The sequence below is a fragment of the Paenibacillus sp. FSL R10-2796 genome (genome assembly GCF_037965315.1).
Lineage (GTDB): Bacteria > Bacillota > Bacilli > Paenibacillales > Paenibacillaceae > Paenibacillus_AQ > Paenibacillus_AQ odorifer.
The window spans coordinates 6,390,926-6,408,456 of record NZ_CP150178.1; the positions used below are offsets into that span (position 1 = coordinate 6,390,926).

The 17,531-nt window shown below is 45.1% G+C and carries 14 protein-coding genes and 1 riboswitch; of the genes, 5 read left to right on the forward strand and 9 right to left on the reverse strand.

Features of this window, described 5'->3' with window-relative positions; translation table 11 throughout:
- Window positions 1–6: 6 nt before the first annotated feature.
- The 4 genes from NST58_RS28525 to NST58_RS28540 all read right to left on the reverse strand — a co-directional run bounded on the left by NST58_RS28525 (window position 7) and on the right by NST58_RS28540 (window position 6,172).
- A complete protein-coding gene (locus tag NST58_RS28525; protein ID WP_339248808.1) occupies window positions 7–3,675 on the reverse strand; it encodes a response regulator in 3,669 nt (1,222 codons plus the stop codon).
- A 2-nt stretch (window positions 3,676–3,677) separates the two neighbouring features.
- Window positions 3,678–4,844, reverse strand: coding sequence for a fused response regulator/phosphatase (locus NST58_RS28530; RefSeq protein ID WP_076128679.1), 1,167 nt, complete (start codon window positions 4,842–4,844; stop codon window positions 3,678–3,680).
- Window positions 4,845–5,081: 237 nt separating this feature from the next.
- Window positions 5,082–5,606: a hypothetical protein gene (locus NST58_RS28535; RefSeq protein ID WP_339245002.1), complete on the reverse strand. Its 525-nt coding sequence runs from the start codon at window positions 5,604–5,606 to the stop codon at window positions 5,082–5,084.
- A gap of 59 nt (window positions 5,607–5,665) precedes the next feature.
- The gene (locus NST58_RS28540) at window positions 5,666–6,172 is read right to left on the reverse strand and encodes a DUF948 domain-containing protein (protein ID WP_076146325.1); all 507 of its coding nucleotides are present in this window, start codon (window positions 6,170–6,172) and stop codon (window positions 5,666–5,668) included.
- 189 nt (window positions 6,173–6,361) lie between these two features.
- On the opposite strand from NST58_RS28540, the gene NST58_RS28545 reads away from it, so the two are divergent.
- Window positions 6,362–6,529, forward strand: a complete 168-nt coding sequence (locus NST58_RS28545; protein ID WP_036680225.1) for a DUF1328 domain-containing protein — start codon at window positions 6,362–6,364, stop codon at window positions 6,527–6,529.
- A 219-nt stretch (window positions 6,530–6,748) separates the two neighbouring features.
- Window positions 6,749–7,126: a hypothetical protein gene (locus NST58_RS28550; RefSeq protein WP_076128684.1), complete on the forward strand. Its 378-nt coding sequence runs from the start codon at window positions 6,749–6,751 to the stop codon at window positions 7,124–7,126.
- Between the two features lie 220 nt (window positions 7,127–7,346).
- On the opposite strand, the gene NST58_RS28555 is transcribed toward NST58_RS28550, so the two are convergent.
- Window positions 7,347–8,426: an SH3 domain-containing C40 family peptidase gene (locus NST58_RS28555; protein WP_339245004.1), complete on the reverse strand. Its 1,080-nt coding sequence runs from the start codon at window positions 8,424–8,426 to the stop codon at window positions 7,347–7,349.
- Between the two features lie 204 nt (window positions 8,427–8,630).
- Window positions 8,631–9,500, reverse strand: a complete 870-nt coding sequence (locus NST58_RS28560) for a cation diffusion facilitator family transporter (protein ID WP_076128688.1) — start codon at window positions 9,498–9,500, stop codon at window positions 8,631–8,633.
- 133 nt (window positions 9,501–9,633) lie between these two features.
- Here NST58_RS28560 and NST58_RS28565 point away from each other — a divergent pair, with 133 nt between their 5' ends.
- Window positions 9,634–9,819 carry a hypothetical protein gene (locus tag NST58_RS28565; RefSeq protein ID WP_036680230.1) on the forward strand — a complete coding sequence of 62 codons (186 nt, stop codon included), beginning with the start codon at window positions 9,634–9,636 and terminating at the stop codon, window positions 9,817–9,819.
- Window positions 9,820–10,143: 324 nt separating this feature from the next.
- Here the strand turns inward: NST58_RS28565 and NST58_RS28570 are convergent, their stop codons facing one another.
- Complete coding sequence (locus tag NST58_RS28570) at window positions 10,144–11,769, reverse strand: ATP-binding cassette domain-containing protein (protein ID WP_036680232.1); 1,626 nt, start codon at window positions 11,767–11,769, stop codon at window positions 10,144–10,146.
- A gap of 155 nt (window positions 11,770–11,924) precedes the next feature.
- A complete protein-coding gene (locus tag NST58_RS28575) occupies window positions 11,925–12,890 on the reverse strand; it encodes an MBL fold metallo-hydrolase (protein ID WP_339245008.1) in 966 nt (321 codons plus the stop codon).
- A 223-nt stretch (window positions 12,891–13,113) separates the two neighbouring features.
- Between NST58_RS28575 and NST58_RS28580 the strand changes: the two genes are divergently transcribed.
- Window positions 13,114–14,250, forward strand: a complete 1,137-nt coding sequence (locus tag NST58_RS28580) for a virulence factor (RefSeq protein WP_339245011.1) — start codon at window positions 13,114–13,116, stop codon at window positions 14,248–14,250.
- A gap of 101 nt (window positions 14,251–14,351) precedes the next feature.
- A riboswitch (Lysine riboswitch) is annotated at window positions 14,352–14,557 on the forward strand.
- A 199-nt stretch (window positions 14,558–14,756) separates the two neighbouring features.
- On the forward strand, window positions 14,757–16,238 hold the full coding sequence (locus tag NST58_RS28585; RefSeq protein WP_076219968.1) for an amino acid permease: 1,482 nt from the start codon (window positions 14,757–14,759) through the stop codon (window positions 16,236–16,238).
- A 109-nt stretch (window positions 16,239–16,347) separates the two neighbouring features.
- Here NST58_RS28585 and NST58_RS28590 read toward each other — a convergent pair whose 3' ends face one another.
- Entirely contained in the window at window positions 16,348–17,487 is a 1,140-nt protein-coding gene (locus tag NST58_RS28590; RefSeq protein WP_076273155.1) for a transglutaminase domain-containing protein, read from the reverse strand.
- Window positions 17,488–17,531: the final 44 nt, after the last annotated feature.

Sequence of the window (17,531 nt, forward strand, 5' to 3'; positions counted from 1 at the left end):
TTGAGTTTACGAATACAACCAGACACGCATTAACGAAAGAAGTTGACCTGTTGCGATCGGTTTCTTCATATAATCAGAAGCTCCCGCTTCAATACATTTGGCGCGATCCTCTTTCATTGCTTTGGCGGTAAGCGCAATAATAGGCAGTTTCTGATATTGCGGCATTTCACGGATTCGGCGCATAGCTTCATATCCGTCCATTTCCGGCATCATCATATCCATAAGCACGAGATCAAAATCTTCCTGCTCTACCAGCATTTCCAGCGCTTCACGTCCATTCTCCGCAAACTTCACTTCCATGTGGTATTCTTCCAGTACACTAGAGAGTGCAAAAACATTACGAATATCATCATCGACGAGCAGTATTTTCTTCCCTTCGAATAACTCTTCTTTGTTATGCAGCTTCTGCAAAATTTTACGTTTATCTTCCGGAAGATTGGCTTCTACCCGGTGCAAGAACAACGTTGTCTCATCCAGTAGTCGTTCCGGAGAACGAACATCCTTAATAATTATGGATTCAGCATACTTGCGGAGCTGTGTCTCCTCTTTGCTATCTAAATCCTTACCTGTATAAATAATAATAGGAAGATCATTTAATTCTTCATCATCACGAATCTGATCCAGCAATTCAAAGCCGTTCATATCCCCAAGCATAAGATCCAGAACCATACAATCATATCTCTGCTTGCGCAGCTCCATCAGTGCCTCATTGCCGGTTGATACCGCGGTGATAGCTACATCATCGTGACCGATCAATTCCATAATGGAACGACGTTGAATCTCATCATCTTCAACAATCAGAAGGTACTTCACTGTGCTGGACGTATAGTTCTCAATTTGTGAGAAAGCCCGCTCCAATGCTTCTCTTGAAGATGGTTTTCTAAGATACGCCATAGCTCCCATCATTAATCCTTGCTTCACTTCATCGTTCACTGAGATAACATGAACAGGAATGTGACGGGTCTGAGATGCACTTTTCAGCTCTCTAAGGATGGTCCAGCCGTCCATTACAGGCAGCTGTATATCGAGAATGATCGCATCTGGCAAATAAGTTTTTGCCATCTGCAGTCCTATATCGCCTTGAAGCGCTACTAAACCTTTAAATCTGCGCCCACGAGCCATGTCTAACAAGATTTTCGCAAAGCTTTCATCATCTTCAATAATAAGCAGGACTTTGTCATTCGCCGTCAAATTGTCACGGTCATCCTCAATTGTCAGTTGTGGAAGGGGTACGTTAACGGCTGCTGGCACTAAGGTTGGAAGCATGTCTCCAATATATTCATCATATGTGGAATCCTCTTTGGACACCGCAGCTTCTATTTCTGCACGTTGGTTACTGTAATTTGCCTTCACCGGCAAATATAAAGTGAAGGTACTGCCTTGTCCCTCACGGGATTCGAGCACAATAGCTCCACCCATTATACGAACCAATTCACGGCTGATCGACAATCCCAACCCCGTGCCTCCATATTTACGGCTGGTTGTTCCGTCTACTTGCTGGAAGGCTTCGAATACAATATCTGTTTTGTCAGCCGGAATACCAATGCCACTGTCCTTCACAGCAATAGCAATATATTCATTATCACTCGGCAGATTTAGTGGCAAGAGATTATTATCTGCCGGGCTAACTGAAAACTCGATAAAACCTTCGGTTGTAAATTTAAAGGCATTGGAAAGCAGGTTTCTTAAAACCTGCTTCAACCGGTGACTATCGGCAATTACGCTATCTGGCAGCGGCTCGTTAAAGGCTATCCGTAAGGAGAGTCCTTTTTTGATCGCCTGCGGAGCAAAATTCTGCTTCACAAAGCTTTTCAGCTCAGTCAGTTTAATTTCTTCATGATTCAGTTCCATTTTTCCTGCATCAACCTTGGACAGGTCTAAAATTTCATCAATCATCTTAAGCAGGTCAGCACCTGACATATAAATCGTATGGGCAAATTCAACCTGCTTCTCCGTTAAATTACCATCTTTGTTCTCGGTAAGCAGCTGGGACAAGATCAGCAGACTGTTGAGCGGCGTCCGCAATTCATGGGACATGTTCGCCATAAATTCCGATTTATACTTACTAGTCACGGATAATTGCATAGCCTGTTTCTCTAGCTGAACCTTAGCATGCTCAATTTCATCTTTTTTCTCCTCGACCTCCTGCACTTGTTCCTCTAGTGCACGAGTCTTGGCGACGAGTTCCGTATTGTAATGCTCCAGTTCCTCCTGCTGACGTTGCAGCAGTTCTTCTGAACGCTTAAGCGCATCTGTCTGCTCTTCCAAGTTCTCATTAGAACGACGCAGTTCTTCTTGCTGAGTCTGCAGCTCCTCTGACTGACATTGCAGTTCTTCCGTGAGTGCTTGTGACTCACGCAGTAATTTCTCTACAATCAGACGACGACTAATATTATTGAAAATAATGCTTAAATTATTCGCAAGTTGTTGCAGCAAATCATTTTTCAGACTGCTAAATGGCTGGAATGAAGCGAATTCTACTACACCGAGCAGCTCGTCTTCAAAAATAAGCGGATGAATGGAAATATATCCTGGCTGTGAATCCACAAAGCCGGATTTCACGGAGATATAATCTTCAGGAGCCCGCTCCAATCTGATTGGGTGCATATCAAGCGCACTTTGTCCTACAAGCCCTTCTCCAATCAAAAAACCTTCCTTTGGTTTCTTATCGTTATCTACTGCATAATAACCACTGCTTCGTAAAAAATCGGGACGATTAGCATCCTTCAAATACACAGCTCCAAACTGGGCTCCGAGCACAGGGGTGAACTCGTTGATAAAGGTCTGTGAGACCTGATCCAATGAGCTAACCCCCCGGAGAAGTTCTGTCACCTGAGCAACATTTGCATTCAGCCAGGATTGATCATTCTGTGCCTGTGCATAAGCCTGTTCCATTTGCTGTTTCTCTTCAAGATCTAACGCCATTTTCTTAAAGACAAGGGCAACCTCACCAATCTCATCTTTCGAAGTAACCTTTATGCGCCTTATGGCCCGTATTCTGCCGTTGCCAAAGCTGGTAATCATCATCGAAACGACATTAAGCCCCCGCGTAATGCTTGGAATGATCCATAGAACAACTCCAAGTCCAAGTAGCAGGCCCACAATCATCATCAAGATGACCATCTGAGTAGAGCTTTGATAGGCATCTTTAGCTTTTGCGCTCTCTTCATTCATAATAAAGGCATTATAATCAGAGAGACTGTTCAGAGCATTTAACACGGCATTCTGAATCGCTTGTCCCTCTGTGTTAGAATACGTGCTGGCATTCTGGAAATAACCAGCTGATAGCAGCTTCAATATTTTTTCCTGATAATTTAGATAGATCGTATAAGAATCATCAATTTGATTAACGATCTGCATCTCTTCAGCGCTAGTCATTGATTCTTTTATTTTGTCGTAGTGCTCATTCGCCTTAGCTATTTTTTTATCAATCTCTTTTTTTTGTGATTCTACCGTTGATGTATCCGCGCTTAACATGGTCGTCGTTAATATGCGCGCCATATCATTCACTTCTCCACGCATACCTGAAGAAGAGCGCCCCTTCATATATCTATCCTGGTAACCCTCAAGCTGACCATTCATATAATCCAAACGATCGTATCCAATCATAGTAAGTGCCAGCATAATCGCCAGCATCGCACTAAAACCAATTAAGAGTTTAGCCTTTATTTTCATCCTCATTCTGTTCCCTTCTTCAGTGAGATCCACACTATACATTTGTCATCGTCACGCTCTTTAGGAACATCAGCATTGAAAAAAGCAGCCCGTATAGTTTCTTCCTTCCATTCATGCTCAACATTTAAATGCTTAATCATAAACTTCAGCTGCTCTTCCTGTTCACCCTCAACCAGCTCCAGCAGACCATCTGTATAGAGAACCAAATGCCCTTCATCTTCGTAGGTCAAGCTCTGAGGCTGAATATCAATCCGTTCAAACAGGCCTACAGGGTGACAATTACTTTCCAGCAAGACCGGAGTCTTAGCTGCGCCCTCAAAAAATAGCGCAGGTGGATGCCCGGCGTTAACGTAGTCAATACGCTTTATACGAGTGTCGATCACAAGATAAATCGTCGTAAAATAATATTGAATCAGCTTTTTCTCAATATAAAGTTGGTTAAACCTTCGATTGAGTTCCTGAATTACCTTTTCCGGCTCTACATAGGTAGTTACCGTATCCTTTAATACTGACGCAAGGAACATGCAAAAAAGAGAGGACGATATACCGTGTCCCATAATGTCCAGGAGGATTACGCCATATCGGCCATCCCCAAGGGGATACCAGGCATATAAATCACCCGCCAATTCAGAGGAAGGCTGATAGATAGCATGCACCTCGAAATTCTCTTCCTGCAGGGGTAGGCTGAGTACAGCATTCTGCACGAGTGCAGCCAGTCTCAATTCCTCCTGAATCCGCTGATCCCGTTCCTTATGCCAATCTTTCTCACGTTTCAACCGCAGAGCAAGCCGAATCCGGGCCATTAGCTCCACTTTATTAATAGGTTTCGTAACATAATCTACTGCACCTGCATCCAGCGCTTCGGCCAATTTCTTTGAATCACCTACAGCTGTAACCATTATTATTGGAATATCCTTAAGATGTTCGTATTGCTGCACAACACGACATGCTTCGATCCCATCCATTTCTGGCATCATCATATCCAGTAAAATCAGATCAATATCTGACATCCGGGGACGTCCATCTTCACTCCCCGAACCGATTCCAAGCCGTTCCAGCATCTCTTTGGCAGAGGATGCGGTTACGAAATTTCGGTAATCTTCTTTTTTCAGGATTTCACGGATAATGATAACATTAGTCGGATTGTCATCCACGATTAAGATTCTCATCATCTTCACCTCACACGATTAGTATTACGACCGTAAAATTCTGCAAACCTACTAACTATATCATACGCTATTTCACAGTGTTATTTCTATTTTCATAATATGTAAATATAGTCATAGGATCAATTTACGTATTCAGCAAAGTAACCTCCAGCCCCACTATACCTAGTGGGGCTGGAGGTTACTCTATTCTAAAGACAGCCTATGTTTATTAACCAATTTGCTCAAATATGAAACAGATTAGGAAGAAATACTATCAAATAAATCAATTCCTTCGAATTCACCCGCCAAATTTCGATATATTTTGAGTGCGTTATTCCCTCTCAGGTATACATCCCCATCTTCGGCTATAAAATACGGTTTGCCCAGAGTATCTTGCAGATTATCTGTTAAAGGATCGATTTCTACGCCATCTACATGTAAACCGAACTGCTGTGCTTGCGGAGGTGCAACATGTACATAAAGTACAACACCCTCGCTCACACCCACTGTCACATCTGCGTAATGGTACTCCACTGTCTCTAGCAATGGATCATTTGTCACCGCAAGCGGATTGCCTTTGGTCAGAAGCAGTTCTTCCTTTGTGGTGTATAAAGCGACACCTTGCAGAGAATCAAAGCGATTTATATATGGGCTGGATTCTGAAGCATGTTCAAATGCGAGAACCGACTTAGGTTGTTCAATAAAAGTAGAGATAGGCACCAACTGTGGAGACGCATCAAAGTATGGGAAAAGAAGACCAAATAAAAGGATCATCATGTTCATGTTGTGACCCACCTTTCTTATCTGCAGCCACCGATTACAGAAGCTTTACTATCTTATGCTTAATGACGAAATTTCTTCCAAAGAGTTGCAGCTACGTCTACACCTTTTAGCACTGTAGCTATTTTTCCCGGTGACTTCTCAGTATAAATGGCATCATAGGAGTTAACAGTACGTTCTTCAGCAGGAGTTAGCGGAGCTTCTTTTATAGATACTTCCTTACTTTTCTCCTTCAGCTCACGCGATTTACGATATTTCTCGATCACTGTGACTGACACTTGTTTGACTGTTAAGGTTAGCTCATTCATAACATCACCCAGATTCTTGACAGAATCGATGACTGGGTCAATCTTCTGAATCTTATGCTGTACATCAGCAGTGATTTCATTTGCGTGTCTGACCGTCGTTTTCACTTCATAAGTAAGCTCATCCATCGTCTTCTGTACTTCCACCAAGGTTTGGCTGACTTTGTCGAGTGAATCCTTTGCCGACTTTAAAGTTTTAATTAAAAAGAAAACAAGTACTGCGAATGCAATTGCGACGAGTGCTACACTAAGTTCAATGATCATATTCATAACCCCTTCCATATCTCATAAATATCGGCTAATCAGCCTTGTATACTGCATAGTTACCCCTGGTCCCATAAGCCGAAACATCTTGTCGAGCGTTGTCAAGAGTCCCTCTTCCCTTTTGTTTCAAAATCAAAGCCCCCGTTTATACAATGACTACATTAATCAAAAAAGGATAGGTGATATGTAATGTTAAAATGGTCCGCAATACTACTTGTAGTCGCAGTAATCGCCGGAATCTTTGGTTTCTTCAATCTAGTAGCTGCCGCTGCTGGTCTTGCTAAGATCCTGTTCTTCGTCTTCCTGGTTTTGTTTGTAATTTCTCTCTTCACGGGACGCAGAGGTAGATCAATGTAGCCCCTCATTTCAATGGTGTGACTTTCGTATCCCTCCCATATCTATCCATATATCTTATTCATCATGCAGAAAGTATAGGTCATTCCTGCACGGATGTCACTTGAGAAAATAAGAAATGTTGAATGGGTGGTTCATCACGCATCAATTACGTTTACTAGCTTATTAACAAACAGCGCTTTTGGAAAAAAATACATCCAACCCCCACAGGAGGAACCAAACATGAAAAAAATCGCCAGCCTTACAGTAGCCTTAGGACTTATGGCTTCCATTGCAGCTACAGCTTCAGCAGCTGAAGTAACAGGAACTACTACGGCTCCTGCAACCGTAACTGGAAGCACTTACAGCAATTCTTTTGAAACCATTATTACTCCAGCGGATATGAGTCCAGCTACACCGCAAATAGTGCTGACTGAGAAAACACCTTTCTACTTTTCAGTCGGAGGTATAATTCCAGCAGGCTGGCTTGGCGTTCAGACTCTTGATACAACAGGTGAAGTCATTTCGGATACTTGGGGTAATGAATGGAGAGAAATTTACACTTGGCTAGGAAAAGCATGGGTTAAGGTTCCTGTATCAGCCAATGTGATTTTGCCATAATTAATCAATAAGCGAAGAAGGGGTGTCCCAAGAGCCAAGAAAATGGCCGATGGTACTGCCCTTTTTTTATGTGGAGAGTACATATTCTGAACAGATAAACAGGAAGAGCTACCCCTTCAGTAGAGAATTCTACTAAAAGGATAGCCCTCTTGCGCGTACGCCCGCCATCGTTCACCCGTCACAAACATGCGATGCTGTCGCTTCCTGCATTTTCATATATTTAGCGAATGACCGAACCTCCGTAGAGAAAACGATTCATCCAAGAAGCGCTTAGTTTATCTACTCTTACCCCGCCTGAAGCTACGGAATAAGTTTGTAGAACTTGTCCATCTCCTAGATACATTGCAACATGCGATATTCTAGCTGTAGATTTGTCGATTCCCTCATAAGCAGAAGCAGAATTCCCCTTATAATCCATAAAGAACATTAAGTCGCCGCGCTTCAAATTGGAAATAGACGTAACCACCGTACTATTCGACTTCACCCAATCTCCCTGTTGACGGGAATCCGCCGGCAGTTTGAGATTGGCTGCATCCATAAAAATTTGCCGGATGAAGTCCGAGCAATCAAAGGTGCTTGTATCATTTCTGCTGGAGCCATACTCATAAGGCGTTCCTAGATATCCCATGCCTGCAGCAATCACCCGTTCGATTTGGGCTGAAGCCCCCGGTGTTGTTACAGGTGGATTGGGTGTAGGTGTAGGTGTAGGTGTAGGCGTTGGTGTTACCGTTCCAGATCCCCCACCGTTTCCTGAAAGTGTACTATATTGTTCACTTGAACTTATATATCCGATGCTACCATCCGCCGCTTTAACTTGATACCAGTAACTGTTAGGCTGCGCCAGAACTTCTACTTTTTCTCCCTTATTCAAAAGCTTCATTATTTTCCCGCTTGTTGAAGGTGAAACTCGAAGATTCACACCATACTTAATGGTGCCAGTTTGTGCCGATGGTGTCGTTATTGAAGCAGAGGATACGCTGATATACTTATCTCCTGCACTTGTATAACCCACTGAACCATCAGCCGTTTTTACTTGATACCAATAGCTGTTCGGCTGCGAAAGGATCTGCACTTGATCTCCCTTTTGCAAGTACTTCACTATTTCTCCGTCAGTAGAAGGGGTGCTGCGAAGGCGAACACTAGCCTCGATCACACCTGTTTGAACGGCTGAAGCTGCTGTAACTGAATTAGATGAACTTGAGGCTGCCGCTGCTTGTCCAGGAGCAGATACTCCTAAACCTGCAACAATTGCAGCAGATACTAACAAAGATGCTGTAATTTGCTTATGTGATTTGATCATACGTTCCCCCAAATTCCATGATGAGATTTCAATAAAGGATTGTACTACATTATTCCTTTATGCCCTCATTATAGGCTTGCCCGGGATTTGGAACATGCTCCAAATTTCACATATAATCATGCCACTTTATGGTAACACACAGGTCTAAAGTCTCGATTTCTCCTTGAATATGTGTTATTTTTCCTTAATATAGCATTTCGTGATTTATTTTTTAGGTTCCACGTGCACCTGCACATTCATAATATTATGCATTTTGCTCATTCTTTCTTCGATGGAATCACTTATTTCATGACCTTCCGTCACAGAAATATTCGCATCCACTTCCACTACAACATCCACATGCACATGATTACCATGAACCCGTGCCTTCACATCTTTAATCTCTTCAACTCCCGGCGTTCGAGCAATCGTACTGCGTAGATCCATCAATTTATCTTGATCAAAGCCATCGGTAAGCCGATAGGTCGAATCACGAAAAATATCCCAAGCGGTCTTGGAGATAATGAGTCCGACAAGAACAGCTGCTGCGGAATCAATCCATGGCAAACCAAACTGTGCACCCACAATCCCAACTGCGGCTCCAACACTGACCATTGCATCAGAAAAATTATCCTTAGCCGCTGCCATAAGTGCTCCACTGTTAATTTGTTTGGCCAGTCTTTTGTTATATATGTATACCCCCATCATAGCTACTGCACATACAATAGCCACCCCTGCCGACCAGAGCTGCGGCGTTTCTTTTGTACGATCGAAAAAGGAACGCACCGCCTCCACAATCACTTGAAGGCCCACTACCGCCATGATAAAAGAAGCCAACAACGCCGCTACGGTCTCTGCCCGGAAGTGCCCATAAGCGTGGTCAGAGTCAGGTGGCTTCCGCGAAATCCGTAACCCCACCAGTACAGCTATGGATGCTACGATATCTGTTAAATTGTTGACCCCGTCCGCTACGAGTGCGCTAGATGCAAATAAATAACCACAAACCAGCTTGAATGATGATAGGATGAGGTAAGCCGCTATGCTCACCCAAGCTCCTCGTTCACCTTTACGTATATCTTCGTAAATATCAGTCATTCTTGGCTCCCCCTCTTTTCCCCGATTATTTAAAATACGGAAAAGAATTCTTTCAATTATTCTTGCCCTTGTGGCAGCATTTAAAAACAATTAGAATAAAGTGTAAGGACTTGCTTCGAAGGAGGTTATCATAATGAGCGAAAGCAACGATAAAGGTAAAATCAACTTAGCGGAAGCTATCCGTAAAAAACTGGAACAGAAGAAGCAACAATCTTCCTCCAAGCCTGGATCCACATTTCAGGCCGGTTCCGCCAAACCGCTAAAAAGCCAAAATAACAAAAAGCCTAACAACCAACGCCGTCGTACTGGCGGATCTTAGTATTTACTTATACTTAAACATAAACGGCTGCGAATCCCTCGGGGAAACGCAGCCGTTTATACGTTCGTCCTGCCTGATAGGATGGATTAGAACTCTTCAAATTCATAATTGCTTCTCTTTAATGTACGATTAGCCAGCTGAAAACATGCGCTTTGGGAAACCTCAAGGGCTAAAGACTCCTGTCTTGGAAACCCCGCATACACCCCGTAGAATTCTACTTGTTAATAACTTTTCAAAATTGAAATTATAAAGACAGCTACCCTGATCCTAAAAGGATTAGTGTAGCTGCTTCATGGATTCCTTCCGCATAGCGGAAATTAAATATTATACTTCTACAGGATACATGCGCTGGCGCATTTCCTTAATTTCTGGATTCTCCAAATATTCATCGTAGCTCATGGAGCGATCAATTACACCTGTAGGTGTAATCTCGATGATGCGGTTAGCAATGGTTTGGATGAACTGATGGTCATGGGAAGTGAATAGAATCGTGCCATCGAAATCGATCAGCCCGTTATTCAGTGCCGTGATGGATTCCAGATCCAAGTGATTGGTTGGTTCATCGAACACAAGCACGTTCGCGCCGTTGAGCATCATTTTGGCCAGCATACAGCGAACCTTCTCGCCCCCGGACAGCACACTTGCTTTCTTCAGTGCTTCTTCTCCGGCGAACAACATACGGCCCAAGAATCCACGCAGGAAAGTTTCGTCCTGATCTTTTGAATACTGGCGTAGCCATTCTACAAGATTCATTTCCACACCATCGAAATAGCTGGAGTTGTCTTTCGGGAAATACGCTTGAGTTGTAGTTACTCCCCATGTATATTCGCCCGCATCCGCTTCTTGCTCACCCATGATCACATCAAATAGCAGTGATTTAGGCTGGGAGTAAGGGCCTACAAAAGCAATCTTATCCCCTTTATTTACTACAAAGCTAATTTCATCAAGAAGCTTTTCACCTTCAACCGCTTTGGACAATCCGCTGACTGTCAGCAATTGTTTACCCGCTTCACGTTCTGGTTTGAAGTTAAGGAACGGATATTTACGGTTGGACGGACGAATGTCGTCCAGGGTAATTTTCTCAAGTTGCTTCTTACGTGATGTCGCTTGTTTAGACTTGGAAGCATTGGCCGAGAAACGCTGGATAAATGCCTGCAATTCCTTGATTTTATCTTCCTTCTTCTTGTTAGAATCACGCTGCAAAGCTTGCGCAAGCTGACTGGACTCATACCAGAAGTCGTAGTTGCCGACGTACATCTGGATTTTGCCAAAATCAATATCCGCAATATGCGTACATACTTTATTCAGGAAGTGACGGTCATGGGATACGACGATAACAGTACCTTCATAGTCCATGAGGAAGTTCTCTAACCAGCCAATAGATTCGAGATCCAAGTGGTTGGTAGGCTCATCTAGCAGCAGGTTATTTGGACGGCCAAACAAGGCTTGCGCCAAGAGTACCCGTACCTTTTCATTGCCGCTCAGTTCGGCCATTTTTTTGTCATGCAGTTCACGCATAATTCCGAGACCAATCAGCATGGCAGCTGCATCTGGCTCAGCATCCCAGCCGTTAAGCTCAGCGAACTCACCTTCAAGCTCCCCTGCACGCAGGCCATCCGCTTCTGTGAAATCGGACTTCGCATAAAGCGCGTCCTTTTCTTTCATAATTTCATAAAGACGTGTATGACCCATAATTACGGTCTCAAGTACTGGGAATTCATCATACTCAAAATGGTTCTGTTTGAGTACTGCGAGACGTTCGCCCGGTGTAACATGTACCTCACCGGTATTTGCTTCGATCTCACCAGACAGAATTTTCAGAAAGGTTGATTTACCGGCACCATTGGCACCAATCAAACCGTAGCAGTTACCAGGGGTGAATTTTATGTTTACATCTTCAAAGAGAGCGCGTTTTCCGTAGCGGAGTGTTACGCCGCTTGTGCTAATCATTACGCATTACCATCCTTTTCACTTAGGGTTTCGGCTCATTATAGCATAAATAGAGAGCAAAAAGCCCGTAAAATAGCCTTTTCAGCTGTTCTCTCCAATACTAAAGTTATTCCAGCTGCTGTACAGAGGTCGCCAGTTAGGAGGAATTTTTTCAATTATTGTCCAGTTATGCGATTCTCGGGTTGTATACTAAGCGTTTCGCCATAGCTGAGCGTACGGATTCGTTCTTCAGAAATACCCTGTTTAAGCCGGGCACTTTCCATCCGATCCAGCGCTTCCCGGGCCGTATCATCAGCAAGTCTATAGGTGCCGTAATGCATCGGAATCATGGTCTCCGCTCCAACATCTACAAATGCTTGTATAGCCTCTTCAGGGGTTACATGCTGCGAGGTCATGAACCACTCCGGTTCATAAGCTCCAATCGGCATGAGTGCAACATGAAGCTTATAGCGGCTCCCAATCTCCTTAAAACCCGGAAAATAACCGCTATCTCCTGCGAAATACAGGTTAGGAGGCAGCTTGTCGCTATCCGATTCGATCGGCTGCAGAATGTATCCTCCCCAATGAGAAGTATTCGTGTCCCAAGGCGTTCTCCGCGTCCAGTGCTGAGTCGGCACGAAGGTAAGCTTAATTTTACCTAGCGTATTTTCCTGCCACCATTCCATTTCTATGCAGTTATGAAATCCTTTGCGGAGCATCTTTCGTTTCAAGCCTATAGGAACAACAAGGGTTGTCCCTGCTCTATATAATTTACGGATAGAAGCCATATGCAAGTGGTCATAATGAGAGTGCGAGATCAGAATCAGGTCAATGGGAGGCACTTCGCTGAGCGGAATCCCGGGTTGCCCCAATCTTTTCTCAAAGCCTAGTCTTCTCGCCCAGATTGGATCAGTAATGATATTCATCCCTTCATATTGAAGGAAAAACGTTGAATGCCCAATCCACGTAATGGTGGTCTCCAGGCGATTCTCCGCCAGATAAGCTAACCTCGGCGGCGTACTTGGCACTACATATGAATAATCTTTTTTCTTCCGTCGACGTTCCTCCCGCCACTTACGAAACTCTTTAAGTGTTTTATCGGTACTCACATTGTCGAGGTTATTGTAGCGAAATTTAGCCATAGAGCACCTCATCTTTAGAAGTTTGCAGAGCATGCTTTACTTTAGCGAATATAATACAACTATATTGAACGGCAGAGTATTTTGCAAAATATACAAGTTACTTGGTAATGGTGCGCCCTTTTTCCGCAAAATATCTAAGTACCCTTTTGTGTTTCACGCCAGAAATGAGATAATATGTGTATAAAGTATGGCGGTGCATATACCGTTCAAGGGGGAGCTACGTATGAAGATTACTTTTATTGAACCGACTCCAAGTCCAAATACGATGAAGCTTCATTTGGACGAAAGTCTGGAACCTGGAATTCGCAGAACCTATACACCAGAAAGTGAACGTTCCGCACCGGCCTGGGCACGCGAAATGTTAACGATACCGGGCGTTATTAGCATCTATCACGCTGCTGACTTTGCAGCGCTCGAACGCAAGGGCAATGCGGATTGGGCAGCGATTCTAAGAGAAGTCCAGAACCGCTTCGGCAACAGCGAAGGCTTAAATGACGATTGGAGTCTTGCCGATGAGAACGCTGGCGCTCATTTCGGCGAAGCTCAAGTCTTCGTCCAGATGTTCCGCGGAATTCCGCTGCAGATCCGCGTTAAGACCGGCGCGAATGAAGAGCGCATCTCCTTAGCAAACCGCTTCACGAAGGCGGTTATGGATGTGGCTAGCGCCGTGATGATTAAAGAGCGTAAGCTCACTGATTACGGCGTGCGTTATGGCGAGCCCGCGGAGATTGCACGCGAGGTGGAGCAAGAGGTCGAAGCGGCGTATCCGCAGGAACGCCTCGACTCTCTCGTGCAGCAAGCCATTGCGCACGGCGCCGAAGGCGAGTTCGTCGAGCAGAGACGAACCCGCAGTCAGGATGAGCTGCTGCGAGACCTGAAGCATGAGGATTGGCGCGTGCGCTACGCCGCGCTGGAGGATCTTACGCCGACGGCGGAGCTCCTGCCGGAGCTTAAGGCGGCGCTGCACGATCCCAAGCTGCATATTCGCAGGCTTGCGGTCGTGTATCTAGGCGACCTTCGCACGCCTGAAGCGATGGAGCTGCTCTATGAGGCGATGGCAGACAGCGCGCCAGCCGTGAGACGTACGGCAGGCGATACGCTGTCCGACATCGGCGATCCTGCCGCCACGCCAGTGATGACGGCAGCACTGACAGATAAGAGCAAGCTTGTCCGCTGGCGCGCAGCTCGTTTCCTCTATGAGGTGGGCACATCCGATGCCCAAGAAGCGCTGTCAGTTGCGGCGGAAGATCCGGAATTCGAGGTTGGACTTCAGGCCAAAATGGCTTTGGAACGTATCGCTTCCGGTGAAGCAGCGGCGGGTACCGTTTGGCAGCAAATGTCAGAGCGTCGTCGCAGCTAACATTCCCTACCGGATTTTGTCATTGCTTGACTTGCGAACTTGCTTTATACTAATTCCTGTTGTTTATAAATGAATGAAGTAAAGATAGCCTCGTCATACTAAGATGAGGTAGAGGTCGCGGATATAAAGAGTACGCGCGTGGAGACGTTAGAGCCGTCTATGAATCGCGTCGAAAGGAATATCTGCCGAAGTCTGCACTGTCGCTCTTACAGCGGTGCAGGCTGGGGCCGTTGCCGAAAGGCACGGAACTGTCACATTGTATAACCTGCATAAGCAGCAGGTCATAATGTGTTGCGCTATCTTCACAGGGAGTATGATGCGGAGCTGTATAGATGGAAACCGCAGATATAGTCTGCGGTTTCTTTGCGTTTACAGAATTTGTATATTTAGTGTTTGTCCATAACCTTATGGAGACCACCAAATACACTCTCCCGCTCTGCGGGAGGAAGCAGCTCAGCACTCCCCGTTCATGAATTGAAAGATTAGATCATAAGGAGTGTCAAATCATGCAGGGCAAGCAGCAAAATCTAGCACAAGGCAACGTAAGTAACCCGCCTGAGCTAAAAAAATCATTTAAAGCAAGGCATTTGACCATGATTGCGCTTGGAGGATCTATTGGTACTGGACTCTTCCTGGCCAGTGGTGGCGCTATCGCTTCAGCCGGACCCGGTGGAGCACTTCTAGCCTATACGGCTGTTGGTGTTATGGTTTATTTCCTCATGACCAGTCTGGGAGAGCTCGCTACCTATTTGCCGGATTCGGGCTCATTCAGCACTTATGGCACGCGTTTCGTCAGCCCCGCTTTTGGGTTCGCCATCGGCTGGAACTTCTGGTATAACTGGGCGGTTACGATTGCAGCAGAATTGTCTGCCGCCACCGTCATTATTAAATATTGGTTCCCGGACAGTCCCTCCTTTCTCTGGAGTCTCGTGTTCCTGCTGCTGATGTTCGGTCTTAATTTCCTATCTGCTCGTGGATACGGAGAATCAGAATATTGGTTTGCCATTATCAAAATTATTACTGTTATCGCCTTCCTTATTGTCGGAGTTTTGATGATTTTCGGAATCATGGGCGGAAAAGCCGTAGGCTTCAGCAATTTCCAGATCGGGGGCAGCTCGTTCCACGGTGGCTTCTTCGCTTTCGTCGGTGTCTTTATGGCTGCGGGATTCTCCTTCCAAGGCACCGAGCTAATCGGTGTTGCAGCAGGTGAGAGTGAGAACCCTCGCCGTAACGTACCTATTGCTATTCGCCAAGTCTTCTGGCGTATATTAATCTTTTATATCCTCGCTATACTAGTAATCGGAATGCTGATTCCTTACACGAATCCAGATCTGCTGCGCGGTGGTATTGATGATATCGGAGTCAGTCCGTTTACGATCGTATTTAATAAAGCAGGACTTGCTATTGCCGCATCCGTCATGAATGCTGTCATTCTCAGCTCCGTATTGTCAGCCGGGAACTCGGGAATGTACGCCTCCACCCGCGTCCTGTACGCTATGGCTAAGGATGGAATGGCTCCACGTGCTCTAGGCAAGCTTAATCGCCGCGGTGTTCCTGTTGGTGCTTTGCTCGTGACCACAGCCGTGGGTATGTTAGCCTTTTTAGCATCATTCTTTGGTGATGGTGCTGTATACAACTGGTTGCTTAATGCTTCCGGTATGTGTGGATTTATTAACTGGCTCGGCATCGCTGTCTGCCATTATCGTTTCAGACGCGCCTTTATAGCTCAAGGTCATTCCCTTGATGAGCTGCCCTACCGGGCTAGATGGTTCCCGTTTGGGCCTATATTTGCCTTAGTACTTTGTACGGTAGCCATCCTTGGCCAGAATATGGGTGCCTTCTCAGGTGGAAACATCGACTGGTACGGTATTGCCGTTTCCTATATCAGTCTGCCATTATTCGTCTTGATTTGGGCCGGCTATCGCTTCTTCCGCAAGAGTAATATTATTCCTTTGGAAAAATGCGATCTTAGTACTCACCCAGAATAAATAGACTCCGCAAAAAAGGGATATCCAGAAGCCTGAAAGGCTGCGGGATATCCCTTTTTATATAAATCAATCTAGTATATTCAACTCCTGATTTTACTTAGCCCTTTGCCTATTCCCAAGTCACATACACTTTTAGATCACCCGTATTATCAAAAGAAGTGCTAGAATAAGACACTTCCTCTAGTCCAAGTTTATATAACTCCTGTAGATCATTCTTCAGCTGGGTTCCACTACCGTGATAACGGAATAATAAAGATCCCTCTCCTGAAGCGACAGCCTTATTCGCCAGCTGAATTAAATCTGCTGCTGAACGTACAATCCGTTCCTCGGCATACAGCTCATAATTAAGGTCCTTCTGAAGCTGCTTATACACCCCGGCGCTCTGTCCTCCACGCTCTACAAGTGCTGACAAGGTCTTATAATAGGCAACCGAAGCTGCCGGATAAGACTTCGTCCAGCTATGGTCCTGACGCATTTGTGCATCCGTCTTCAAGTAATACGCGGTGCTTACCACGCCGGCTTTATCAGGTGTCGGGTCATCCCAAGTTGTGTCGAGATGATACCATCTCCCTTCGAGCAGCACTAGATTCCAAGCATGAGACTGGCTGCGTCCTCCCGGCTGTTTTGCAGTGCCCTCGACGATTTTATTACTGAATCCCGCTTCCTTGAGCAGCTTATAGGTCAACAGCGAATACCCTTGGCAAACGGCACTGCCACTCTTCAGGCCTTCATAAGCCGTATATTTACGATAAGAGGTATCATACTTCAGACGCAGCACCACCCAGTCGTGGATAGCCTTAACCTTCTGATGATTATTCATGCCCGGTGTAATGATCTTCTTGAGCGTTGCCTTTACTTCTTTGTTCACAAAAGCGGTCTGCTCCAGCGTTTCCAAGTATTTCACTTCTACCGTAACCTTTACAGAACTTTTGCTCCCTCGATAAGTGTATCCGTAGCTGTCTATGATGTAATACAAATAGGGATCGCTATTCATCGCTTGATCTAGACCCGTTTGTATCTGTGTTTTTAAATTCGAGGTTTTCCCCTCATAAGTAAAAGTGATAGTCTCTCTACGATTATTCATCGCACCGGTTAGCTTCTGGGCAATTTCACTCACAGAACGAACGGTCGGTGAAGTCGTGGCCGCATAAGCATGCCCCCAGGTCCAATACAATGTCGGGGGAATGGCTGCGCAAATAATCACTCCTCCAAGAATGACTTTTGCCAACGTGAAGCGTTTTTTCCACATAATTATTCTGATCCTCCGGCTCCTACAGACTTATTCAAAACCCT